Genomic DNA, 23184 nt, shown 5'->3' on the forward strand with positions numbered 1-23184 from the left:
CTGTTCAGGCCTCCGTGCCGATGAAGACGTTCTTGGTCTCGGTGAAGGCCGCGAGGGCGTCGGGCCCCAGTTCACGGCCGAGCCCGGACTGCCCGTACCCGCCGAAGGGGGTCCAGTAGCGGACGGCGGAGTGGGAGTTGACGGACAGGTTGCCGGCGCGGACCGCCCGGGAGACCCGCAGGGCGCGGCCCACGTCGCGGGTCCAGACGGAGCCGGCCAAGCCGTGGTCGGTGGCGTTGGCCAGCCGTACGGCGTCGTCCTCGTCGTCGAAGGGCAGCACGACGGCGACGGGGCCGAAGACCTCCTCGGTCGCGACGGGGGCGTCGGGCGCGATCCCGGTGAGTACGGTCGGGGGGAACCAGAAGCCGGGGCCGGTGGGCGAGCTGCCCCGGAAGCCGTCCGCGTCGCCGGGGACGTAGCCCCGGACGCGCTCCAGCTGGGCCCGCGAGATCAGCGGGCCCATCTGGGTCTTCTCGTCCGACGGGTCTCCCACGACGACGGAGGCGACGGCCGGGACCAGGAGCTCCAGGAAGCGGTCGTACGCGGACCGCTGGACCAGGATGCGTGTGCGGGCACAGCAGTCCTGGCCGGCGTTGTCCAGGAAGGACATGGGCGCGGCGGCCGCGGCGGCCTCGATGTCGGCGTCCGCGAAGACGATGTTGGGGCTCTTTCCGCCGAGTTCGAGGGTCAGCCGCTTCACCCGGTCCGCGCACCCGGCCATGATCTGCTTGCCGACGCGGGTCGAGCCGGTGAAGACGATCTTGGAGACGCCCGGGTGTGCGACGAGTGCGCTGCCCGCCACGTCCCCCGCGCCGGGCAGCACCTGGAAGAGGTGCTCGGGAAGCCCGGCTTCGAGTGCGAGCCCGGCCAGCCGGAGGGCGGTGAGCGGGGTGGTCTCGGCGGGTTTGAGAAGGACGGCGTTGCCTGCGGCGAGGGCGGGGGCGGTGCCCCAGGCGGCCACCGGCATGGGGAAGTTCCACGGGGCGATCACTCCGACGACGCCCAGGGGTTCGAGGAACGTCAGGTCGATGCCGCCCGGCACGGGGATCTGCCGACCCGTCAGGCGTTCCACTCCCCCGGCCGCGTAGTCCAGCAGGTCGCGGACGTTCGCCGCCTCCCAGCGGGCGTTGCCCAGGGTGTGTCCCGCTTCGGTGACCTCGAGCCCGGCCAGCCGTTCGGCGTGTTCGTCCACGAGGACGGCGAAGCGGCGCAGGAGCCGGGCGCGGTCGGCGGGAGCCAGGGCGGCCCAGGTGCGCTGGGCCGTGGTGGCGCGGGTGACGGCGGCGCCGACCTCCTCGGCGGTGGTGGCGGGGACCGTGGCGACGAGCTCTTCGGTCGCCGGGTTGATGACACGGTGCTCATGGATCACGGGGTGCCTCACAGGCGTTCGAAGGAGCGGCGGAGCTCCCAGTCGGTCACCGCCGCGTCGAAGGCCTCCAGTTCGACGCGCGCCAGGTTGCGGTAGTGCGCGACGACGTCGTCACCGAAGGCCTCCCTGGCCACCTCGCTGCTCTCCCAGAGAGCGGCGGCCTCACGGAGTGTGGTGGGGACCTGTTCGTATCCGGCGGTGTAGGCGTTCCCCTCGCACGCGTCGGGGAGTTCCAGGGCGTTCTCCAGGCCGTGGAGACCGGCGGCGACCAGACCGGCGACCGCGAGGTACGGGTTGACGTCGCCGCCGGGCAGCCGGTTCTCGAAGCGCATCGAGCGGCCGTGTCCGACGACCCGCAGGGCACAGGTGCGGTTGTCGTGGCCCCAGGCGACGGCGGTCGGGGCGAAGGAGCCGGGCTGGAACCGCTTGTAGGAGTTGATGTTCGGCGCGTACAGGAGGGAGAAGTCGCGCAGGGCGGCGAGCTGGCCCGCGAGGAAGTGCCGCATCACGGGGGACATCGTGCCCCCTTCGCCCGCCATGACGCTCTGTCCGTCGGCGTCCTGGAGCGAGAGATGGATGTGACAGGAGTTGCCCTCGCGCTCGTTGTACTTGGCCATGAAGGTGAGCGAGACGCCTTCCTGGGCGGCGATCTCCTTGGAACCGGTCTTGTAGACGGCGTGCTGGTCGCAGGTGACGAGGGCCTCGTCGTAACGGAAGACGATCTCGTGCTGGCCGGGGTTGCACTCGCCCTTGGCCGACTCGACGGTGAGTCCGGCGGCGGCCATCTCGTTGCGGATGCGCCGCAGGAGCGGTTCGACGCGGCCGGTGCCGAGGACGGAGTAGTCGATGTTGTACTGGTTGGCCGGGGTGAGACCGCGGTAGGCCAGGTCCCAGGCCTGCTCGTAGGTGTCCTTGAAGACGATGAACTCGAGTTCCGTGCCGACGTGGGCGGTCAGTCCGTGTGCGGCGAGCCGCTCCAGCTGCCGCCGGAGGATCTGGCGGGGCGCGGCGGCGACCGGTGAGGCGTCGTCCCAGGCCAGGTCGGCCATGACGAGGGCCGTGCCCTCGTGCCAGGGGATCCGGCGCAGGGTGGTGAGGTCGGGGCGCATCGCGAAGTCGCCGTAGCCGTTGGACCAGGAGGACATCTCGAATCCGTCGACCGTGTTCATGTCCGTGTCGACGGCCAGCAGGTAGTTGCACCCCTCCGTGCCGTGTTCCAGCACCTCGTCGAGGAAGAAGGACGCCGCGAACCGCTTGCCCTGCAGCCGGCCCTGCATGTCGGGGAAGGCGAGGACCACGGTGTCGATCTCACCGCGCTCCACGAGCACGCGCAGCTCGTCGGTCCCCAGCGGGGGTGTTCGGTGCGTCACGGGATGCTCCTCGCTCGGTCAGCCGGAAGGCTTAAGGTATGGGAGAAAACCATTGGGGGGAAGGGAATCGGGACGTGGCGGAAGAGACCGGGGCCTCCGGCCGGCTGCTGCCCGCGCTGCGGCCGGTCCGCGCGGGCAACGGCTTCGAGGAGGCGCTGGAGCAGATCCTCCAGGTGGTCAGACTCGGCCTGGTGCCCGGCGGCGGGCGGCTGCCCCCGGAGCGTGAGCTGGCGGACATACTCGGCATCAGCCGCGTCACCCTGCGCGAGGTGCTGGGAGTGCTCCAGGACCAGGGCCTGATCGAGGCCAGACGGGGCCGGCACGGCGGGACGTTCGTACTCCCCCGCACCGGCCCGGCCGACGGGGACGAGCTGCGCCGCCGGGCCGCCGGCGTGGACATCGAGGACGTGCTGCTCTTCCGTGAGGTCCTGGAGTCGGGGGCGGCCGGGCTCTGCGCGTCGCGCGGTCTCGACGGCGAGGGGGCGGACCGGCTGCGAGCGGCTCTGGCGGCGACACACGAGGCACCTCTGCCCGACTACCGCAGGCTTGACACCCACTTCCACCTGACGCTCGCCGGGCTCTCCGGCTCGCCCTCCCTCGCGAGCCGGTACGCGGCCGTGCGTGCGGACGTCAACGAACTCCTGGACTGCATACCCCTGCTGGTCCGCAACCTCGAACACTCGCAGCATCAGCACGCGGCCCTCGTCGAAGCGGTGCTCGACCGGGACGAGGAGGCGGCCCGGGCGGTCTCCCGTGAGCACTGCGCCGGGACGGCAGCGCTGCTCCGGGGATTCCTGGCCTGATCACGCCTTCTGGATCACCGCTCTTGCGCGGCGGCGCTGTACCAACAAAGGTATGGCGCAACACCATTGCACCGGGCCGGCCCGCAGGCCGGCCGCCGGAGGGACCGCGCCATGCACGAACCGCTCATCGGCATCACGACCTATCTGGAGCCGGCGGCTCGCTGGGGCGTCTGGGAACTCCCCGCGGCGGTGCTCCCCTCCGCCTACCCGCGGCTGGTCCAGCGGTCCGGCGGGCTGGCCGCGCTGCTGCCGCCGGACGACCCGGCGCGGGCCGGGGCCGCCCTGGCCCGGGTGGACGGTCTCGTGATCGCGGGCGGCGCCGACGTCGATCCGGGGCTGTACGGCGCGGAGCGCGATTTCCGGACGGGGCCGCCGGCTCATGAGCGCGACACCTGGGAAGTGGCCCTGCTCCGGGCCGCCAGGGCGGCGGGAACCCCGGTGCTCGGGATCTGCCGCGGCATGCAGCTGCTCAACGTGGCACTGGGCGGCACGCTGACCCAGCACCTGGACGGCCACGCCGGCCCGTTCGGCAGGTCCGGGGTACTCGGCGAGCACACGGTGACGCCTGTCCCGGGGACGCTGTACGCCTCGCTCGTACCCGAGGAGACGTCGGTACCCACCTACCACCACCAGGCGGTGGACCGGCTCGCACCGGGCCTGGTGCCCTCCGCGCACGCGGCGGACGGCACGGTGGAGGCCGTGGAACTGCCGGGCGGCCCGTGGACGCTCGGGGTCCAGTGGCATCCGGAGATGGGGGACGACCTGCGCGTCATGCGGGCCCTGGTGGCGGCTGCCCGGGCCGGGGCGGCCGTGCCCTCGGCGTGAGCCCTCCCCTCCCGGCGGCGGTCAGGGCCGGCCCGGGTCTCCGGCGGTCAGGGAGAGCAGGTCGCGTGCGGGTCCCGTCGGCCGGTGGCCGGCGGGCCAGACCGCGCGCAGCTGACGGCGCAGCCGGACGCCCGCGACCGGGACCTTGACCAGGCGCCGCGCGGAGAGCTCCTCCCCCAGTGCCAGTTCGCTCAGCACGCAGGGGCCGGCGCCGCTCTCCGCCGCGCCCTTCACGGCGGTCGTCGAGGAGAGCTCGAGGAGCGGGCGTGCCAGCCCCCCGTGCACGGCGAGCGCGGCGTCCAGGACCTGCCGGGTGCCGGAGCCGTGTTCCCGCAGGATCAGGGGCGTCCCGGCCAGCTCGCCCGGTGTCAGCCCGCCCCGGCGCGCCCAGGGGTGCGACGGAGCCACCACGACGACGAGCCGGTCGTGCGCGATGACCGTGCCGTCGAGCCCCTCCGGTATCGACAGCCCCTCGACGAAGCCCAGATCCGCCTCACCGGCGAGCAGCCGCAGGGCGACCGCCGCCGAGTTGCCCGCGAGCAGGGACACGGCGGTCCCCGGCCGCGCGGCCCGCAGCGCGATCAGCCACCCCGGCAGCAGGTACTCCGCGATGGTCATGCTCGCGGCGACCCTCAGCCGCGAGTCGCGCCGGTCCCTGAGCGCCTGTGCTCCCGCGTCGAAGGCCTCGGCCGCCTCGACGACCCTGCGTGCCCAGTCGGTGACGAGGGCTCCCGCGTCGGTCAGACGGGATCCGCGCGGTGAGCGGTCCAGGAGCGCGACGCCGAGCTGCCGCTCCATCGACCGGATACGGCCGGAGGCGGCGGGCTGGCTGATGCCCACCTCCCGCGCCGCCCTGCCCAGGCTGCCGTGCCTGGCCACGGCGAGCAGCAGCACCATGGCTCCCAGGTCGGGAACACGGTGGGGCAGCGAGGAGGACGGTGGCACCGGCGTGGACATAAGGCCAGCCTATGACCTCATAGCCCCGCGCTCCCTGGTGGGCGGCGCTCCCCGCGCCGAGAATCGTGGCATGGCCATCTTTCCGCCGGTCCGGGCCGGGACGCCCGCGCCCCGTACCGCCGCCCTCCCGCTGCCGTCCCTGCGCCACTTCGGCCCCAACTGGTACGCCACGGTCATGGGGACCGCCGTCGTCGCGACCGCCGGCGCCACGCTGCCCGTGGACGTACCGGGCCTGCGGACCGCCTGCGTCGTGGTGTGGGCCGTCTCCGCCGTGCTGCTGGCCGCCGTGCTGACGGCCCGGGCCGGCCACTGGATCCTCCACCGGGACCAGGCCCGTGCCCACCTCATGGACCCCGCGGTCGCCCCGTTCCACGGCTGCCTGTCCATGGCGCTGCTCGCCGTGGGGGCGGGCACCGTGGTGGCCGGTCAGGACCTCATCGGGCATCGGGCCGCGGTCGCCGCGGACGTGCTCCTGTTCACCGCCGGGACGGTCACCGGCCTCGCTGCAGCCGTGGCGATCCCCTACCTCATGGTCGTACGCCACCGTCCCGCCCCCGGCACCGCGTCGCCGGTGTGGCTGCTCCCGCTGGTGGCGCCGATGGTCTCGGCCGCGGTCGGACCGCTGCTGGTGCCCGAGCTGGCCCCCGGCCAGGGACGCGAGGCCCTGCTCCTCGCCTGCTACGCGATGTTCGGGCTGTCCCTGCTGGCGACCCTGGTGGTCCTGCCGCTCGTCTTCGCGCGGCTGGTCCACCAGGGCCCTCCGCCCCTGGCCCTGACCCCGACGCTGTTCCTGGTGCTCGGGCCACTGGGCCAGTCGACGACGGCCGTCAACCAGCTGGCCGATGTGGCGCCGGGCGCGATCGCCGCCCCGTACGCCTCGGCCTTCGGTGTCCTCGCCGTCCTGTACGGGGTGCCGGTGATGGGGTTCGCCCTGCTGTGGCTGGCCCTGTCCGCCGCTTTGGTGGTGCGTGCCGTACGGCGCGGCATGCGGTTCACGATGACGTGGTGGGGGTTCACCTTCCCGGTCGGCACGTGTGTCACGGGTGCGGCGGGCCTGGCGCGGCACACCGGGCTGCACACCTTCACCTGGCTGGCCGTGGCGCTCTACGCGCTGCTGGTGGCCGCCTGGGCGGTCGCCGGTGTGCGGACACTGGGCGGACTGCTCAGCGGAGCGCTGCTCGCAGCGCCCCGGCCGCTTCGGCCAGTGACGGTCCGTACCACGTGAGGTGACGCCCGTCGACGAGTACGGCGGGCAGGCCGGGAAAGGCCTCGGGTCCGTCGTCGGCGGTGAAGCGGTACGGCTCGTCCGGCAGTACGACCAGCTCGGCGCCGGAGGCGTTCAGCTCGGCCGGCGGGATACGGGGGTAGCGGTCGTGGTGGCCGGCGTACACGTTCCTGAACCCGAGGCGGGCCAGCAGGTCGCCGGCGAAGGTGTCGCGGCCCAGCACCATCCAGGGCCGGCGCCAGACGGGCACGATCGCGGGACGCGGGGCGGCGACGGACGGCAGCGCGGCCCAGGCCCTCCTGGATTCCTCCAGCCAGTGCGGCGGGGGCAGCCCGCACGCGGTGAGCACCCGTTCCAGTTCGCTGAAGGCCTGGTCGAGGGTGCGGATCTCGGTGACCAGGACGTTCAGCCCGGCCGCTCGCAGGGCTGCCAGGTCAACCTCCCGGTTCTCCTCCTCGTTGGCGAGGACGAGGTCGGGACGCAGAGCCGTCACAGCCGTGGTGTCGGGGTTCTTCGTGCCGCCGATCCGGACGGCATCGAGCCCGGCGGGGCGGGTGCACCAGTCGGTGACCCCGACGAGCAGGCCGGGGGCGGTGACGGCGACGGCCTCGGTGAGCGAGGGGACGAGGGAGACGACGCGCACCGGCACCTCCCCGTCAGCGACGCGAGTCGTAGGTCGCGTCGATGTGCTCGGCGACCGAGACGACCAGCAGCCGGGTGCTCGCCACCGTGGCCCGCCACCGGTGTCTGACCCCGCCGGACAGGAAAAGGGTGTCGCCGCGGAACAGCCGGTGCGCCCGTCCTTCGGCCTCGACCTCGACGGCGCCCTCCACGACGTACATCATCTCGTCGTTGCGATGCTGGAACTCGCGACCGAGGTCCTGCTCGCCGATGAACTCGAGCGCGCTGAGCTGGTGCCGTCCGCGCACCAGCCTGCGTACGCCGTCCTCGTCGTCCGCCCGGACGACGTCCACGGCGCGTGCCGAGTCCGCCGCGGCCCGCAGCCGCTCCGTCGTGGTCTCCAGTGCGTCCGCCACCCGGTCCAGGGACCTGGGGCTCGGCCTGGCCCGCTCGTTCTCGATCTGGCTGAGGAACGGTACGGACAGGCCGCTGCGCCCGGCCACCGCGGCCAGGGTCAGACCGAGGGTCCTGCGGCGTCGGCGAACCGCGGCACCCACTCGAAGGGCTTCCTTTTCGTCCATGTCCGGCTCCCTCCCCGGATCGCCATCCTCCCGGTTGCCAGCACCCTACGCATGTCGTTCGCGAGACGGAGCGGAAGTTTACGGACGGGGACGGACGAGGACCCTTCGGGGGACTCCCTCAGACCAGCCTGAAGGGGACGGCTCCGGTTCGCTACCGGGGCCGTCCCCTTCGTCGTGTCCCGCGGACCGGCGGATCAGCTGCCGACGGGCGCCAGCTTCGCCACCACGTCCGGGTTGGCGTCCATCCAGCGGCGGGCGGACTCCTTCTCCTTGCCCGCGCCGCCCTTCTGGATCTCCACCTCGAGCGACGCCAGCTCCGCCTCGCTGAGCTGGAAGTCCTTCAGCCAGCCGGTCAGTTCCGGGAAGTCCTTGGCGAAGTCCTTCTTGGCGACCGTGTGGATCTGCTCACCCTTGCCCCAGGCACCCTTCGGGTCCTTGAGCTTCTTCAGGTCGTGCTTGCCGTAGGCCCAGTGCGGCGACCACAGGGTCACCACGACCGGCTCCTTCTTCTTGATCGAGCGGTTCAGCTCGGCCAGCATCGACGAGGTGCTGGACGAGACGACCTCGTACTCCCCTTCGAGGCCGTACTCCTTGAGCACCTTCTTGTTGAGCGTGCCCATCATCCCGGCGCTCGACTCGATGCCGATGATCTTGCCGTCGAACTTCTCGCCCTGGCCCTTGAGGTCCTCGAGCGAGTCGATGCCCTTGACGTACGACGGGACCGTCAGCTCCAGCGAGGTCGGCCCGTACCAGGAACCGAGATCGACGAGATCGTCCTTGTACCGGTCCCAGTAGTCCTTGTGCGTCGTCGGCAGCCAGGAGTCGAACTGGACGTCGAGCTGGCCCTGCGCGAGACCGGTGTAGAGCGGTCCCGGGTCGAGCTGCTTGACCGTCGTCCGGTAGCCGCGGTCCTCCAGCAGGTTCTGCCAGAGGTAGGTGCTGGCGATGGCCTCGTCCCACGGGAAGTACCCCATGTCGACGGTCTTGCCCGCGTCCTTGCCCTGCTGCTTGCCCCCCGCGCCGCCCGGTACCGGGGCCAGCTTGTCGACGAGGCCCGGGTTCTTCTTCAGCCAGGCCCGGACGCCGTCCTGCTCCTGGCCCTGCCCGGCGTTCTGGATCTCGTTCTCGAGACTCGTGAGCTGCTTCTCGCTGAGCTGGAAGTCCTTGAGCCACTTGGCGACGGCCGGAGCCTTCTTCGCGAAGCCCTTGTGGGCGACGGTGTGGACCTCTTCGCCCTTGCCCCAGGCACCCTTCGGGTCCTTGAGCTTCTTCAGGTCGTGCTTGCCGTAGGCCCAGTGCGGCGACCACAGGGTCACCACGACCGGCTCCTTCTTCTTGATCGAGGCGTTCAGCTCGGCCAGCATCGACGAGGTGCTGGACGAGACGACCTCGTACTCCCCTTCGAGGCCGTACTCCTTGAGCACCTTCTTGTTGAGCGTGCCCATCATCCCGGCACTGGCCTCGATGCCGATGATCTTGCCGTCGAACTTCTCGCCCTGGCCCTTGAGGTCCTCGAGCGAGTCGATGCCCTTGACGTACGACGGGACCGTCAGCTCCAGCGACGTGGGGCCGTACCAGGCACCCAGGTCGTCCAGCTGGGCGCTGTACTTGTCCCAGTAGTCCTTGTGCGTGGTCGGCAGCCAGGAGTCGGTCTGGAAGTCGATGTCACCGCGGGCGACACCGGAGTAGAGCGGACCGGCGTCGAGCTGGGTGACCCCGGTCTCGTAACCGCGCTGCTCCAGGATCTCCTTCCACAGGAACGTGGAGGCGATGCCCTCGTCCCAGGGGATGTACCCCATGTTGATCTTCTGGCCCTTACCGACGTTCCCGCCTCCGGCCTGCTCGGCCTCCGAGTCGCCGGAACCGGCGATGTTGAGGCCCCCGGCGACGAGCGCGAGGACGATGACACCGGTCATCGCGACGGCCGTTCCCGGCTTGTAGTGCGTGAACGTGAGGCGGCGCGCACCGGCTGCGGCCTTGGCCGCGGCGCGGCGGCCGAGCGGGGAGACCCGCTCGTTGAGCGCGCCCGTCATCCGGTCCAGGTACATGGCCAGGATGACGACGGCGATCCCGCTCTCGGCGGCGAGTCCGACCTGGAGCTGGGTGATCGCCGCGTACACCTTCTCGCCGAGACCGCCGGCGCCGGCCATGCCGCCGATGACGACCATCGACAGGGCCAGCATGATGACCTGGTTGATCCCGGCCATGATCGTCGGCAGGGCGAGCGGGAGCTGCACCCGGGTCAGCGTGTGCTTGGGGGTGGTGCCGAACGCCTGAGCGGCCTCGACCAGCTCACCGTCGACCTGGCGGATGCCGAGCTCGGTCATCCGGACGCCGGGCGGCATCGCGAAGACGATCGTGGCGATCACGCCGGGGGTGACGCCGACGCCGAAGAACATGACGCCGGGGATCAGGTAGACGAAGGCGGGCATCGTCTGCATGACGTCGAGCACGGGCCGCAGCGCGGCACTGACCCTGTTGTTGCGCGCCGCCCAGATACCCGTGGGCACCGCGATCACGATCGTGATGACGGCTGCCACGACGACCAGCGAGAGGGTGGCCATCGCATCGTCCCAGAGTGCGAGGGAGTCGATGAGCGCGAAGCCGGCGAAGGTGAGCACGGCGGGGACGACACCGCGCAGCCAGAACGCGATGACGGCGAAGATCCCGGCCATCAGCAGCGGCTCACCGCCGCTCAGCACGGCGTTCACGCCGTCGTACATGCCGCCGAGCACGGTCTTGATGGCGTCGAAGATCCAGGTGAGGTTCGACTGGAGCCAGTCGACCGCGTCCTCGACCCACGCGCCGAAGGAGATCCTAGGCACCGGCGATCACCTTCTTGGCCTCACGCTGGGCGGGCACCTGGCCGTCGACCTGCGGTTCCTCGCCGAGCGCGGCGAGCAGCCGGTTGCGCGGCACGACCCCGATGACCCCGCCGGCCGCGTCGGTGACGGCGACCGCCACCCCGCTGGTGGAGCAGGGGGTGAACAGCTCGGCTATGGGGGTCTCGGCGGACACCGTCGCGGGGGCGTCGGCCATCAGGTCCTTGTCGGAGCGTCCCGCTTCGGGCTTCTCCATGATCGAACCGGCGGTGAGCACCCGGGAGCGGTCCACGTCCTGGATGAAGGAGGCCACGTAGTCGTTCGACGGCCGGACCAGTATGTCCTCCGCGGTGCCCTGCTGGACGATCTCACCGTCCCGCATCACGGCGATGCGGTCACCGAGGCGCATCGCCTCGTTGAGGTCGTGGGTGATGAAGACGATCGTCTTCTTCAGGCGCTTCTGCAGTTCGAGGAGCTGGTCCTGCATGTCGCGGCGGATCAGCGGGTCGAGCGCGCTGAAGGACTCGTCCATCAGCAGCAGGTCTGCGTCGGTGGCGAGCGCGCGGGCCAGGCCCACACGCTGCTGCATACCGCCGGACAGCTCGTCCGGCCAGGACTTCTCCCAGCCGGCCAGGCCGGTCAGCTCCAGGGCCTCGGTGGCCCGCTTCTCACGCTCGGCACGCGGTACGCCCTGCACCTCGAGGCCGTACGCGGCGTTCTCGAGCACACTCCGGTGCGGGAAGAGCGCGAAGTGCTGGAAGACCATGCTGATCTTGGTGGAGCGGACGGTCCGCAGCTCCCTGGCGCCCAGAGCGGTCAGATCCTGTCCGTCGAACAGCACTCGGCCGGCGGTGGGTTCCAGCAGGCCGTTGAGCATCCGCAGCAGGGTGGACTTCCCCGATCCGGAGAGTCCCATGACGACGAAGATCTGGCCCGGTTCCACGGTGAACGAGGCGTCGATCACCGCTGCGGTCGTTCCGTCGGCGCGCAGCTCGTCGCGGTGGGTACCGCCTTCGAGCTTCTGCACGGCTTGATCGGGTCGTCTGCCGAACACTTTGTACAAGTGCTCAGCTTGCAGCCTTGACACATACACCTCACGCGTTGAACCGAAAAACGGTCTGCCACCCCCGTCGGCAGACCGTGGAGCGGTGCGGATTCGGCCCGCAGAGCACGCACACTCGTTGAAAAATGGACGTGGTCCGCTCCGGTGCCGCGCCTGCCCTCGCTTACGCGCATCAAACACGCGTGTGACCCAGCTCACCACGAAAGGCCGTGAGCGCGGGAACCGCACGCTCCCGCGCCCTCCGTGTCGGTGGGGTGCGGCATGATCGGGGTTGTGACGCGACGCCTGATGCTCCTCGACACCGCCTCCCTCTACTTCCGCGCCTATTTCGGGGTCCCGGACTCGGTACGCGCCCCTGACGGCACCCCGGTGAACGCCGTGCGGGGACTGCTCGACTTCATCGCCAGACTCGTGCAGGACCACAGGCCGGACGACCTGGTGGCCTGCATGGACGCGGACTGGCGCCCGCAGTGGCGGGTCGACCTGATCCCGACGTACAAGGCGCACCGGGTGGCCGCCGAGACCGGCGAGGGGGTCCCGGACGAGGAGGAGGTCCCCGACACCCTCTCCCCGCAGGTCCCCGTGATCGAGGCCGTGCTCGACGCCCTCGGCATCGCCCGGGTGGGCGTCTCCCCGTACGAGGCGGACGACGTGATCGGCACGCTGACCGGGCGCGCCACCGGCCCGGTGGACATCGTGACCGGCGACCGCGATCTGTACCAGCTGGTCGATGACGCCCGCCGGGTGCGGGTGCTCTACCCCCTGAAGGGCGTGGGGACGCTCCAGGTGACGGACGAGAGCTGGCTGCGCGGGAAGTACGGCGTGGACGGCAGCGGATACGTCGACCTTGCCCTGCTGCGCGGCGATCCGAGCGACGGACTGCCGGGGGTGCCCGGCATCGGCGAGAAGACGGCGGCGAAGCTGCTGGACGCCTTCGGCGACCTCGCCGGGATCATGGCCGCGGTGGACGACCCGGCGGCACGGCTGACGCCCTCGCAGCGCAAGCGGCTGGACGAGGCCCGGGACTACGTCGCGGTCGCCCCGAAGGTCGTCCGCGTGGCCGATGACGTGCCCCTGCCCGCCTTCGACCCCGCGCTCCCCCGCGAACCGCGCGACCCGGCGGCCCTCGAGGCGCTGGCGGCGCGGTGGGGCCTGGGCAACGCCCTGCAGCGCCTGCTTCTCACACTCCAGGCGTGAGAGTGCTAGCTTAGGTAAGCCTAAGTAAGCACGGTCTCGTGCACGCACAGAGCAGGGAGAACCTCGTGGCAGAGCGGCCGCAACGCCGGACACCGAAGGCGCAGGGGGCGCAGGTCCTGCGCACCGAGCAGATCACCCCGCACATGGTGCGCGTGGTCCTCGGTGGCGACGGCCTGGCCGATTTCACACTCGAGGGATACACCGACCACTACGTCAAACTCTGCTTCGCCCCCGACGGCGCGGATTACAGCCACCCCTTCGACATGGCCGCGATCCGCGAGGAGTATCCGCGCGAGCTGTGGCCCACCACCCGTACGTACACGGTGCGCTCCTGGGACCCCGCGAGCCGCGAGCTCGCGATCGACTTCGTCGTGCACGGCGACGAGGGCCTGGCCGGCCCCTGGGCGGCGCGGGCGAAGCGTGGCGACCAGGTGACCTTCCTCGGGCCCGGTGGCGGCTACGCCCCGGAGGCCTCGGCCGACTGGCATCTGCTGGTGGGCGACGAGAGCGCCCTGCCCGCGATCGCGGCAGCGCTGGAGCACATGCCCGAGGGCGCCGTGGTGCGCGCCTTCGTCGAGGTGCCGGACTCCTCGGAGGAGCAGAAGCTCGTGGCCCCGGACGGGGTGTCGGTGACCTGGCTGCACCGCGGCGGCCGTCCGGTCGGCGAGGCACTCGTCGCGGCGGTGAGCGGACTGGAGTTCCCGGAGGGCGAGGTGCAGGCCTTCGTCCACGGCGAGGCGGGCTTCGTGAAGGAGATCCGGCGCCACCTCCGCCTGGAGCGGGGCGTCCCCCTCCGGCAGCTGTCGATCTCGGGCTACTGGCGCCTCGGCCAGAACGACGACGCGTGGCGTGCGGTCAAGCGCGAGTGGAACGAGCAGGTGGAACGCGAGCAGGAGAGCGCCGCCTGACCTTCCACCACGCCCTTCGGAACCCGGTCGCCGTCCAGGACGCCGACCGGGTTCCGTGCGTGCCTCACCCTTCCCGCTCCGCCTTCCCTCCGCCCTCGTAGGCACGGGCGGAGGCGTCCACATGGGCGAGCCGCCGCAGGGCGCCGAGCATGGCCTCCCCGAGCACCGTGCCGACGACGACGCTCTCCACCAGGTCCTCGCGCGCGACCCGCCCCCGGACGTAGTCGAGGTCCGCGCCGGCCACGCGTTCCGCCGCGTCCGCGTAGACGTCCAGCAGCTCGACGAATCCGCCGTGCCCCGCCCTGCGCAGAGCGGTCAGCACCTCTTCCAGGGACCGCCCCGCCGGGCTGTCGGCGTCCACCAGCCAGCCGCGCCGCGCGAGCAGCGCGGCGACCTCCTCCCCGGCCCAGGTCCGCCCGGGCTCCGCGCTCTCGCCCTCGGAGGGCTCGGGCCGGGGCGGAATGATGCGCCCGGCCGCCACGCCCAGCACGTCGTGCAGCGGCTGACCGGGATCGTCGACCGCCACCAGGACCTCCGCGATGGCGGACAGCGACAGTCCGCCGACGTCCAGGAGTGCGCGGATCAGCCGCAGCCTGCGTTCGTGCCCTTCGTCGTAGTGCGCCTGGTTCGGACTGGTCAGCCTGCCGGCCGGCAACAGCCCTTCACGTACGTAGTACTTGATCGTCGGCACCGGGATTCCGGACCTCCGACTCAACTCGCCGATGCGCACCGTGCGTTCATCCTCCACATGCTTGCCAAGCCGACCCCTCATCATAGATAGTCCCTCTATCGGATAGCGGACAGTCCAGCTATCCATAAATGCCCTGGGGGGTCTCCATGCAGTCATGGCGTACGTGGCACCGGCCGTTACTCCTGTTCGCAGCCTCGATGCTCCTGCTGTCGGTGGTCGCGGCCGTGGGGATCCTGGTGGACGACCGGGTCGTCGGGGGTGCGCCGATCTGGGCCAAGCCGTTCAAGTTCGCCGTCTCGTTCCTGGTGTACGCACCGGCCCTGGCGTGGATGCTGACGCTCCTGACCCACGGGAGGCGCACCGGCTGGTGGGCGGGGACCGTGGTGGCCCTCGCGTCCCTCGGGGAGATGGTGATCATCATCGGCCAGGTCGTCAGGGGGAAACGGAGCCACTTCAACAACGAGACCCCGCTCGACGCCACGCTGTACAGCGTGATGGGCGCCACCGTCGTCGTCCTGTGGACCGGCACACTCGTCATCGCGCTCCTGCTGCTGCGCGCCCGGATCGCCGACCCCGCCGCCGCCTGGGCTGTGCGGTCGGGAGTGTTCATCGCCCTGGTGGGCGCGGGGTTCGGCTTCCTGATGGCGCGGCCCTCCGCCGGGCAGCGCGCGGCCGGCGGCCTCGACACCGCGGACGTGGTCGGCGCCCACGCGGTGGGAGTGCCCGACGGCGGCCCCTCGATGCCTCTGACCGGCTGGTCCACGACGGGCGGTGACCTGCGCGTCCCTCACTTCGTCGGGATGCACGCCCTTCAGCTCCTCCCGCTGTTCGTGCTCGCTCTGATCCTCCTGGCGCCCCGGTCCGCCCGGCTGCGCGACGCGCGCGTGCGCCTGCGGCTGGTACTCGTCGCCTCCGGTGCCTACGCCGCGGTCGTCGCCCTGGTGACGTGGCAGGCGCTGCGCGGGCAGCCGCTGTCCCACCCCGACGGGGTGACGCTCGCCGCCGCGGGGCTGGTCCTCGTCACCACGGCCGCCGGAGCCCTCGCGGCGCTCCGCCCGTCCGCCTCCGCCCCGTCGGCCGCCGCGCAGGACAAGGAGCTCGTCCCGTGACCGGTGCCCTCTTCGAGGTCACGTTCATGGCGGCCGCCCCGTTCTGGCTGCTCATGATCCTCGCCCCGCGCTGGCGTCCCACCGCGCGCGTGGCCTCCTCCCCGCTGACCGTCCTGCCGTTGCTGCTGCTCTGGGCGGTGATGGCCGCGCCGGTCCTCCCGGAGCTGTGGGCGGCGGTGAGCGACCCGGACATCGACACGTTCCGCGAGCTCACGGCTTCGGCCGACGGCGCCGGAGCGGTCTGGGCGCAGATCATCGCCTGGGACCTGCTGCTCGGACAGTGGATGTTCCTGGAGTCGCGCAGGCTCGGGCTGTCCCCGCTGGTGACGGGCCCCCTGCTCGTGCTGACGATTCTGCTCTCACCGATCGGCCTGGTCGTCCTCCTCGTGATCCGCGGGGTCCGCGGGGTCCGGAAGTCTCCGTCCCGGCCGGCGCCGCCCACGGGGGAGGATGTGTGAGACCGGAGAATCGGCGGCAACACCAATCCGCGGGGCGGTCGGCTCCGAATCACCCGGGAAACCGATGCGTGCTCCGGGAGGATCGTCCGCGTGAGAGAAGCCGTACACATCAGTCGGGCCCCCGCGCCCGGTCCGGGCCTGCAGGAGCTGCTCGTCCAGGTCGCCCGTGGTGACCAGGACGCCTTCACCCAGGTGTACGACCAGGTCAGCGGGCCGGTTCTCGGTCTCGTGCGGAGCGTGCTCCGCGACCCGGCCCAGTCCGAGGAAGTGGCCCAGGAGGTCCTGGTCGAGGTATGGCGCACCGCCCCCCGCTACCAGCCGTCCCGCGGCAGCGCCATGAACTGGGTGCTGACGCTCGCCCACCACCGCGCGGTGGACCGGGTCCGGTCGGCCGAGGCGGCCGCGGCCAGGGAGCACAGGGCCGCGCTGCTCGACCGCACCCCGGACTTCGACGAGGTGTCCGAGCAGGTCGAGAGCCGACTGGAGAGGGAACAGGTCCGGCGCTGTCTGCGGACGCTCTCCGAGCTCCAGCGGGAGTCGGTGACGCTGGCGTACTACCGCGGGCTGACCTATCGCGAGGTCGGCGAGCTGCTGTCCGTGCCACTGGGAACGATCAAGACACGACTGCGCGACGGACTCATCCGGCTGCGCGACTGCCTGGGGGTGAGCGCATGAGCACGGCCGAGCTGCACACACTGACCGGGGCCTACGCCCTGCATGCCCTGCCGGACGAGGAGCGCCTCGCGTTCGAGCGGCATCTGGGTGCCTGCGAGGCGTGCGCCCAGGAGGTACGGGAGCTGTCCGCCACCGCCGCACGGCTGGGGCTCGCCGTGTCCGCCGTCCCGCCGCCCGGGTTGCGGGAGCGGGTGCTGCGGGAGATCGCGACCGTGCGGCAGGAGGCACCGCCGCACAGCACGAGCGAGCGCTCCGGCGTCGCCCCGGGGCGGGCCGGCCGCTGGTCGTCGTACGCACTCGCCGCGTGCCTCGCCGCCGCTGCCGCCTTCGGCGGGGTCGCCGTGTGGCAGAACCAGGTCGCGCGGGACGCCCGGCAGGAGGCGATCCAGGCCCGCCAGCAGAACGAGCAGGTGGCCCGGGTGCTGGCGGCTCCGGACGCCAGGACCAGTTCGGGGGAGCTGGGCGGTGGCGCCCGGGGCACGGTCGTGGTCTCGCGGAGCGCGAACCGCGCGGTCTTCCTGGCCTCCGACATGGCCCGGCCGCCGGGCGGAAAGGTCTACCAGCTGTGGTTCGACGACGACGGGAGCATGCGGTCGGCGGGACTGATGGACCCGTCGACGACGGACGACACGGTGCTGCTGGACGGTCCCGTGGACGGCGCATCCGGCATGGGCATCACCGTCGAACCCGCGGGCGGCTCGAAGGAGCCCACCACGCAGCCGGTGGCCCTCATGGACTTCCCGGACGCCTGAGCGGTCACGACATCGGTGTGGCCCCGGCCTTCGAGGCCGGGGCCACCCACGTCCCTCACCCGGGGTTCAGCCGCGGCGGATTGTGCCCGGCGGCAGGGGGAGGAAGCCGCTGGTGCGGGCCCGGTAGCCGGCGTACCCGGGCCGCCCTTCCATGTGCCGCTCCAGCAGGGCCTTCCCGCTGCCCTTGATCAGCAGGAGGCTCATCACGACGGGCGAGACGAGTGACACCGCCGCGACCGCGGGGTCGGCGCAGACGACGAGGAAGAGCCCCCACCAGACGCAGAAGTCCCCGAAGTAGTTGGGGTGACGGGTCCAGGACCACAGCCCCCGGTCCATGATCCGTCCCTTGTTCCCCGGATCGCGCCTGAAGCGTGCCAGCTGTGCGTCGCCCACCGCCTCGAAGCCGGTCCCCACCGCCCAGAGCGCGGTCCCCGCCCAGGCCCAGCCTCCCGGTGGCCCCGCCAGGTAGTACGCGGCCTGCACCGGCAGGGAGACCAGCCAGACCAGTGCCCCCTGGAGGAGGTAGACCTTCCGCAGGGCGTACGCACGGGGATCGCCCGGTGCCCTGGCGAGCACGGCCTCGTAGCGCGGGTCCTCCCCGTGGCCACGACCGCGGCGGCCGATGTGCACGGCGAGCCGCAGGCCCCAGACGGCGGTCAGCACGGTGGCCAGGACGCGGAGCGTGCCGTCCCCGTGGCCGTGCGACATGGCGTACGAGACGACGGCGACGGCCGCGAAACCGAGACCCCAGGCCACGTCGACGATCCGGTGCACGCCCTTGCGCAGGGCGATCAGGAACGTCCCGAGCATGACGGCGAGGGCGGCGCCCGCCGATGCCGCCAGGTTCACACCGAACGCCCCCCACGCGAAGCCGTTCACCGCCCGGCCCCCGGACCCCGGCCCGCCTCGTCCACCGGCGCGGCCCCGGTGTCCGGGCGCGGCGCGGGGACCGTGCCCGGATCCTCGTACCAGCCGTGCCGGGTGGCCGGCATTCCGGCCGCGCCTCCCGCGCCGGGCCGCACGGAGAGGATCTGGTCGACGCCCATGCGCCCTTCCTCGAAGGCGAGCGCGCCTCCCACCAGGTAGAGCCGCCACACCCGGGCGGTCTCCTCGCCGGCCAGGGCCACGAACTCCGGCCAGCGCTCCTCCAGCGTGCGGTGCCAGGCCTCGACGGTCAGTACGTAGTGCTCACGCAGGGACTCGACGTCCCGGACCTCGAGTCCGGCGGCTTCGAGGAGCCCGACGGTCTCGCCGAGCGGACGCATGTGCATGTCGGGCGCGATGTACGACTCGATGAAGGCACCGCCGCCGGGGGCGGTGGACCCGCGGGACATCTGCTGGACCAGGGCGCGTCCCCGCGGCCGGAGCACCGAGTGCAGCAGCGCCGTGAAGGCCGGGTACTCGGCGTCGCCGACGTGCTCGCCCATCTCGACCGTGGACACGGCGTCGTATCCGCCGGCGAAGCCGGGCAGGCCGGCGACGTCCCGGTAGTCACAGCGGTGCACCTCGACGAGGTCCTCCAGGCCGCGCTCCTCCACCCGGGTCCGCACGTACGCGGCCTGTTCTCCGGAGAGGGTGACAGCGGTGACGCGCACCCCGTGGCGGCCTGCCGCGTGGAGGGTCAGGGATCCCCAGCCGCAGCCGATGTCGAGGAGCCTGGTGCCCGGCCCCAGCCCGAGCTTGCGACAGATCAGCTCCAGTTTGTCGTGCTGCGCGTCGGCCTGCCCGTACTCCGGGGCGTCGGAGGTCCAGTAGCCGCACGAGTAGGCCATGGTTCCGTCGAGCAGCAGGGAGTAGAAGTCGTTGGACAGGTCGTAGTGGTGGGAGACGGCGGCCCGGTCACGCGCCTTGCTGTGCAGCGTGCCACGGAGCCGGGCGCGGGCTGCCGGAACCGGTGGGCGCGGCCCGGCCGCGCCGAGGCGCAGGGCGGTGCCGACCGCCCTGACGCGGTCGGCGAGTCCGGGACGGGGCGCCCGCAGACGCTGCTCGCGCAAGGCACGGCGCACCGCGCGGAGCCCGTCGGCGAGGTGGTCGCCGAGGTCGATGTCCCCGGCGACGTAGGCCTCGGCGAGGCCGAGTTCACCGGGCTGCCAGAGGAGGCGGCGCAGTGCCCGGCGGGTACGGACGTGCACCGTGGGGGCGTCCTCGGGCCCGGTCTCGCTGCCGTCCCACATCCTGATCCGGACCGGGGGCGGACCGCCGAGGAACTGCTCGATGACGGGCGCGATCCGCTGCGCCGCCCGTCCGGAGGTGTCGGTGGAGGTGTTCACGCACTGTCCTCACGGGTCAGGAGAATCTGCTGCACATCGAGATAGCCGGACCGGAATCCGGCCTCGGAGTAGGCGAGGTAGAACGTCCACATGCGGCGGAAGGTCGCGTCGAAGCCCAGCGCGTCGACCTGGACGGCCCGCTCCTCGAACCGTTCCCGCCACAGCCGCAGGGTCTCGGCGTAGTGGGTGCCGAAGCTGTCGCGCCGCTGGACGCGCAGGCCCGTGTGTCCCGCCGTGACGCGGTCCATCGCCTCGGCGGAGGGCAGCAGTCCGCCGGGGAATATGTACTTCTGGATCCAGGTGTACGTGGTGCGGCTGGCCAGCATGCGGTCGTCCGGCATCGTGATGGCCTGGAGTGCGATCCGGCCGCCCGGTGCGAGGCACCGCTCCAGGGTCCGGAAGTAGACCGGCCAGAACTCCTCCCCGACCGCCTCGATCATCTCGACGCTGACGATCGCGTCGTACTCCCCGGTGACGTGGCGGTAGTCGCAGAGCCGCACGTCGGCCCGGTCCTCGTGGCCGGCCTCGCGGATCCGGGCGCGGGCCAGTTCCCGCTGTTCCCGGGAGAGGGTGAGCGTGGTGACGCGGGCGCCCCGGGCGGCGGCACGGACGGCGAGTTCGCCCCAGCCGGTGCCGATCTCCAGCAACTCGGTGCCCGGACCCACTCCGGCGAGATCCAGCAGCCGGTCGATCTTGCGGTGCTGGGCTGCGGGCAGCAGGTCCTGGTCGGCCGGGAACCCCCGGAAGACGGCCGAGGAGTACGTCATCGTGGCGTCGAGGAAGAGGGCGAAGAGCTCGTTCGACAGGTCGTAGTGGTGGCTGATGTTGTCGCGGGAGCCCTGCGGGGTGTTGGCGTGCGCGGTGGGCCGGCGCGGCGCCCACAGTTTCCGCAGCCTCTGCAGCGGTGCGGGCACCAGACCGCCCGCGTTCCCGGCGAGGACGCTCAGCACTCCGACGAGGTCGGGCGAGTCCCATTCACCGGCCATGTACGACTCGCCGAAGCCGATGAGCCCGCCCGCGCCGATCCGGCGGAAGAACGCGTCGGGCCTGCGGATCTCCATGAGCGGACCGCCGAGCCCGACGCTGTCGCGGCCGGCGAACCGGGCGCGCAGCGGGAGCCGGGAGAGGGCCCGCCGTACGATCCTCTCGGCCGCGGCGGTCCTGATCCAGGAGGCAGCCGGCTGGGCCGCGACATCCGGCCATCGGCCCGCGTCGACGCCCGCGAAGGGGATCGTGGCGGACCGGGCCCGGGCCGGGACGGTGCCGTTGCGGGCAGGAGCCGTGGGCGGTACGGGCGGGACGGGAGAGACGGGCACCTTCACCGCATGCCTTCCTGGGTCTGGTGACGGGGACGGGGCTGCACGGGCAGCCGGCGCAGGAACAGCCGGACACCGTGCAGCCGGATGGCGGCGGACACGACCGCGGTGGAGAAGGGGTGCCGCAGGAACAGGCGGAGCAGCCGGCCGGGAGTCGCGGGGCGCCGGGTGCCGCGCACGGTCGCCGTGAACGGGCGGGTGCCCTCACGCTCCAGATGGATCGTCAGGTCCAGCCGCCGGTCCGGCTCGGGCAGCCGCATGCGGTAGTCGCCGTCCACAGCGAAGAACGGCGACACGTAGAAGTCCTTGCCGGTCACCGCCCGGTCCCCGGCGTCCGGGCGCAGCAGGTAGCAGTGGCGTTCGCCGTAGGTGTTGTGGACCTCGGCGACCACGCAGAGCCCGCTGCCGTCGGGGCGGTGGCACCAGTAGACGGTCAGGGGGTTGAAGACATGGCCGAACACCCTGGCCTGGGTGAGCATGGCGACGGTGCCCCCGGCGAGGTCGATGCCCCGCGCGTCGAGGAAGCGTTCGAGTCCGGCCCGGACGGTGGGCGCCGTGCCGCCGAAGTGGTCGCGCGCGTCGAAGCGGGCCAGCGGGCGCAGGACGGCCGGCAGTCTCGGCGGGCGGTCCGGATCGATGAGCCACAGGTAGGTGCGGTGCCGCAGGGCGTACCGACGGGGCGCGGTCCGCACATGGGCGATGGTGCAGGGGTAGAGGGCGCCGGTCACCAGGTCACCCCCAGAGCCGCGGCGGCCTCGGCCCCCGAGCGGCAGCCGTCCTCGTGGAAGCCCCAGCCGTGGTACGCCCCCGCGTAGGCGGTGACCGGACCGGAGAGCGCGGGCAGTCCGGCCTGGGCGGCGACCGACTCCGGGGTGAAGACGGGATGTTCGTACACCATGCGCGCCCGCACGAGGTCCGGGTCGACCCGGTCGGCGCCGTTCAGCGTCACGACGAACCGCTCCGGGGCGTCCAGGCGCTGGAGCCGGTTCATGTCGTAGCTGACGGTGACCCGGTCGACGTCGGCCGCGCAGGAAGGCATCAGGTAGTTCCAGGAGGCCGCGGCCCCCCGGCTGCGCGGCAGGAGCGTCGTGTCGGTGTGCAGCAGCGTGGGATTGCGGGAGTAGCGGAACGCCCCGAGGGTCCGCCGCTCCTCGTCGGTGGGGTCGGCGAGCAGCCGCAGGGCCTGGTCGGGGTGCGTGGCGACGACGACCGCGTCGTAGTCCTCGGTGGCGCCGTCCACGGTGACGAGCTCGACACCGTCGCTGTGCCGTCGGATCGCCCGGACCGGGGTCGCCGTCCTCACGGAGTGCACCCGCGCGGTGACGCGTTCCACGTACGCGCGTGATCCGCCTGTGACGGTCCGCCAGACCGGTGAGCCGCCGGTCGAGAGCATCCCGTGGTGCCGCAGGAACCGGAACAGGTAGCGGGCCGGGTAGCGCATCGCCGTCACCGGGTCGCAGGACCAGACCGCGGAGACCATGGGCGCCAGGAAGTGGGCGAGGAAGTACGGGGTGAACCGGCCGCGCGCCGCGAACTCCCCGAGGGTCGTGCCCCCGGTGTCCTCGGGTGTCGCGAGCAACGCCCGCGCCGCCCGGTGGAATCGCGGCACCTCGGTGAGCATCCGCAGGTACGGGCCCCGGAACAGGGACCCCGGCCGGGCGAGGAGCCCGGCGGGTCCCCGGGCACCCGCGTACTCGAGCCCGCACCCCTCGCAGCGCACGGACATGCTCATCTCCGACTCCTGCGTGGCCACCTGGAGTTCGCCGAAGAGCCGGAGGAGGTTCGGATACGTCCGCCGGTTGTGCACGATGAACCCCGAGTCGACGCGGTGAGTCCGGCCGTCCGAAGAGGTCAGGTCATGGGTGTGCGCGTGCCCGCCGACGCGTTCGTCCGCCTCGACGAGTGTCACGTCGTGGGCCTTGCCCAGGACGTGGGCGGCGGTGAGCCCCGCCACCCCGCTGCCGACTACGGCTGTACGTCGCCGCTCCCCTGTCATCCGGGTCCCTTCCGCTCGTGCGTGCGTGGCCGGGGCGGTTCCCCAGTGCCCCTCAGGGGTCATTCGAGACAGAGGGCCTCACGGATTGGCCGATGATCGGACTTCCTTCGGTCGGGTGAATGACCAATCCGCCGGGCGATCCGCGCCGAATTCCCGGCGTGACAACAGACCAAGAC

General features: G+C 72.1%; 22 protein-coding genes. 9 read left to right on the forward strand and 13 right to left on the reverse strand.

The genetic code is table 11. The features are described from left to right. Positions 1-4: 4 nt before the first annotated feature. Both ACHFIV_RS20690 and ACHFIV_RS20695 read right to left on the reverse strand, forming a co-directional pair. Positions 5-1369, reverse strand: coding sequence for an aldehyde dehydrogenase family protein (locus ACHFIV_RS20690; protein WP_398970999.1), 1365 nt, complete (start codon positions 1367-1369; stop codon positions 5-7). An 8-nt stretch (positions 1370-1377) separates the two neighbouring features. Next, entirely contained in the window at positions 1378-2739 is a 1362-nt protein-coding gene (locus ACHFIV_RS20695) for a glutamine synthetase family protein (RefSeq protein ID WP_398971002.1), read from the reverse strand. Between the two features lie 38 nt (positions 2740-2777). On the opposite strand from ACHFIV_RS20695, the gene ACHFIV_RS20700 reads away from it, so the two are divergent. Continuing rightward, positions 2778-3542, forward strand: coding sequence for a FadR/GntR family transcriptional regulator (locus ACHFIV_RS20700; RefSeq protein WP_398971004.1), 765 nt, complete (start codon positions 2778-2780; stop codon positions 3540-3542). A 111-nt stretch (positions 3543-3653) separates the two neighbouring features. Further along, positions 3654-4367 carry a gamma-glutamyl-gamma-aminobutyrate hydrolase family protein gene (locus tag ACHFIV_RS20705; RefSeq protein WP_398971007.1) on the forward strand — a complete coding sequence of 238 codons (714 nt, stop codon included), beginning with the start codon at positions 3654-3656 and terminating at the stop codon, positions 4365-4367. A 21-nt stretch (positions 4368-4388) separates the two neighbouring features. Here the strand turns inward: ACHFIV_RS20705 and ACHFIV_RS20710 are convergent, their stop codons facing one another. Next, positions 4389-5324, reverse strand: a complete 936-nt coding sequence (locus ACHFIV_RS20710) for a LysR family transcriptional regulator (RefSeq protein ID WP_398971010.1) — start codon at positions 5322-5324, stop codon at positions 4389-4391. A 70-nt stretch (positions 5325-5394) separates the two neighbouring features. Between ACHFIV_RS20710 and ACHFIV_RS20715 the strand changes: the two genes are divergently transcribed. Next, positions 5395-6549 (forward strand): TDT family transporter, encoded by a 1155-nt coding sequence (locus ACHFIV_RS20715; protein WP_398971013.1) that lies wholly within the window; start codon positions 5395-5397, stop codon positions 6547-6549. Here the strand turns inward: ACHFIV_RS20715 and ACHFIV_RS20720 are convergent. From ACHFIV_RS20720 to ACHFIV_RS20735, 4 genes are all read right to left on the reverse strand, one after another. Further along, entirely contained in the window at positions 6488-7192 is a 705-nt protein-coding gene (locus ACHFIV_RS20720) for a helical backbone metal receptor (RefSeq protein WP_398971015.1), read from the reverse strand. The two genes, ACHFIV_RS20715 and ACHFIV_RS20720, sit on opposite strands and share 62 nt — an antisense overlap. A gap of 13 nt (positions 7193-7205) precedes the next feature. Beyond that, positions 7206-7751, reverse strand: coding sequence for a helix-turn-helix domain-containing protein (locus ACHFIV_RS20725; RefSeq protein ID WP_398971018.1), 546 nt, complete (start codon positions 7749-7751; stop codon positions 7206-7208). A gap of 194 nt (positions 7752-7945) precedes the next feature. Beyond that, positions 7946-10576: an ABC transporter permease/substrate binding protein gene (locus ACHFIV_RS20730; RefSeq protein ID WP_398971021.1), complete on the reverse strand. Its 2631-nt coding sequence runs from the start codon at positions 10574-10576 to the stop codon at positions 7946-7948. Beyond that, the gene (locus ACHFIV_RS20735) at positions 10569-11660 is read right to left on the reverse strand and encodes a glycine betaine/L-proline ABC transporter ATP-binding protein (protein ID WP_398971023.1); all 1092 of its coding nucleotides are present in this window, start codon (positions 11658-11660) and stop codon (positions 10569-10571) included. The genes ACHFIV_RS20730 and ACHFIV_RS20735 overlap by 8 nt, the downstream gene beginning before the upstream one ends. 264 nt (positions 11661-11924) lie before the next feature. Here ACHFIV_RS20735 and ACHFIV_RS20740 point away from each other — a divergent pair, with 264 nt between their 5' ends. Together ACHFIV_RS20740 and ACHFIV_RS20745 are read left to right on the forward strand one after the other, a co-directional pair. Next, positions 11925-12833 carry a 5'-3' exonuclease gene (locus ACHFIV_RS20740; protein WP_398971144.1) on the forward strand — a complete coding sequence of 303 codons (909 nt, stop codon included), beginning with the start codon at positions 11925-11927 and terminating at the stop codon, positions 12831-12833. A 65-nt stretch (positions 12834-12898) separates the two neighbouring features. Then, a complete protein-coding gene (locus tag ACHFIV_RS20745; protein WP_398971026.1) occupies positions 12899-13741 on the forward strand; it encodes a siderophore-interacting protein in 843 nt (280 codons plus the stop codon). A gap of 64 nt (positions 13742-13805) precedes the next feature. Here the strand turns inward: ACHFIV_RS20745 and ACHFIV_RS20750 are convergent, their stop codons facing one another. Then, complete coding sequence (locus tag ACHFIV_RS20750; protein WP_398971029.1) at positions 13806-14432, reverse strand: MerR family transcriptional regulator; 627 nt, start codon at positions 14430-14432, stop codon at positions 13806-13808. Between the two features lie 146 nt (positions 14433-14578). On the opposite strand from ACHFIV_RS20750, the gene ACHFIV_RS20755 reads away from it, so the two are divergent. The 4 genes from ACHFIV_RS20755 to ACHFIV_RS20770 all read left to right on the forward strand — a co-directional run bounded on the left by ACHFIV_RS20755 (position 14579) and on the right by ACHFIV_RS20770 (position 17426). Next, positions 14579-15541 carry a hypothetical protein gene (locus ACHFIV_RS20755; protein WP_398971032.1) on the forward strand — a complete coding sequence of 321 codons (963 nt, stop codon included), beginning with the start codon at positions 14579-14581 and terminating at the stop codon, positions 15539-15541. Beyond that, the gene (locus tag ACHFIV_RS20760) at positions 15538-15999 is read left to right on the forward strand and encodes an ABA4-like family protein (RefSeq protein ID WP_398971034.1); all 462 of its coding nucleotides are present in this window, start codon (positions 15538-15540) and stop codon (positions 15997-15999) included. The genes ACHFIV_RS20755 and ACHFIV_RS20760 overlap by 4 nt, the downstream gene beginning before the upstream one ends. Positions 16000-16089: 90 nt before the next feature. Next, the gene (locus tag ACHFIV_RS20765; protein ID WP_250289256.1) at positions 16090-16674 is read left to right on the forward strand and encodes a sigma-70 family RNA polymerase sigma factor; all 585 of its coding nucleotides are present in this window, start codon (positions 16090-16092) and stop codon (positions 16672-16674) included. Beyond that, positions 16671-17426, forward strand: a complete 756-nt coding sequence (locus ACHFIV_RS20770; RefSeq protein ID WP_398971037.1) for an anti-sigma factor — start codon at positions 16671-16673, stop codon at positions 17424-17426. Before ACHFIV_RS20765 ends, ACHFIV_RS20770 begins: the two co-directional genes overlap by 4 nt. 66 nt (positions 17427-17492) lie before the next feature. Here ACHFIV_RS20770 and ACHFIV_RS20775 read toward each other — a convergent pair whose 3' ends face one another. From ACHFIV_RS20775 to ACHFIV_RS20795, 5 genes are read right to left on the reverse strand one after another with little or no spacing between them, the layout of a single operon-like run. Further along, positions 17493-18305, reverse strand: coding sequence for a DUF1295 domain-containing protein (locus ACHFIV_RS20775; RefSeq protein ID WP_398971041.1), 813 nt, complete (start codon positions 18303-18305; stop codon positions 17493-17495). Continuing rightward, the gene (locus ACHFIV_RS20780) at positions 18302-19696 is read right to left on the reverse strand and encodes a class I SAM-dependent methyltransferase (RefSeq protein ID WP_398971044.1); all 1395 of its coding nucleotides are present in this window, start codon (positions 19694-19696) and stop codon (positions 18302-18304) included. The genes ACHFIV_RS20775 and ACHFIV_RS20780 overlap by 4 nt, the downstream gene beginning before the upstream one ends. Then, the gene (locus ACHFIV_RS20785) at positions 19693-21018 is read right to left on the reverse strand and encodes a class I SAM-dependent methyltransferase (RefSeq protein ID WP_398971046.1); all 1326 of its coding nucleotides are present in this window, start codon (positions 21016-21018) and stop codon (positions 19693-19695) included. The genes ACHFIV_RS20780 and ACHFIV_RS20785 overlap by 4 nt, the downstream gene beginning before the upstream one ends. After that, positions 21015-21740, reverse strand: a complete 726-nt coding sequence (locus ACHFIV_RS20790) for a DUF1365 domain-containing protein (protein WP_398971049.1) — start codon at positions 21738-21740, stop codon at positions 21015-21017. Before ACHFIV_RS20790 ends, ACHFIV_RS20785 begins: the two co-directional genes overlap by 4 nt. After that, entirely contained in the window at positions 21737-23008 is a 1272-nt protein-coding gene (locus ACHFIV_RS20795; RefSeq protein WP_398971052.1) for an NAD(P)/FAD-dependent oxidoreductase, read from the reverse strand. The genes ACHFIV_RS20790 and ACHFIV_RS20795 overlap by 4 nt, the downstream gene beginning before the upstream one ends. Between the last annotated feature and the right edge of the window lie 176 nt (positions 23009-23184).

Origin of the sequence: Streptomyces sp. ALB3, from assembly GCF_044385685.1 — a bacterium.
Classification (GTDB): domain Bacteria; phylum Actinomycetota; class Actinomycetes; order Streptomycetales; family Streptomycetaceae; genus Streptomyces.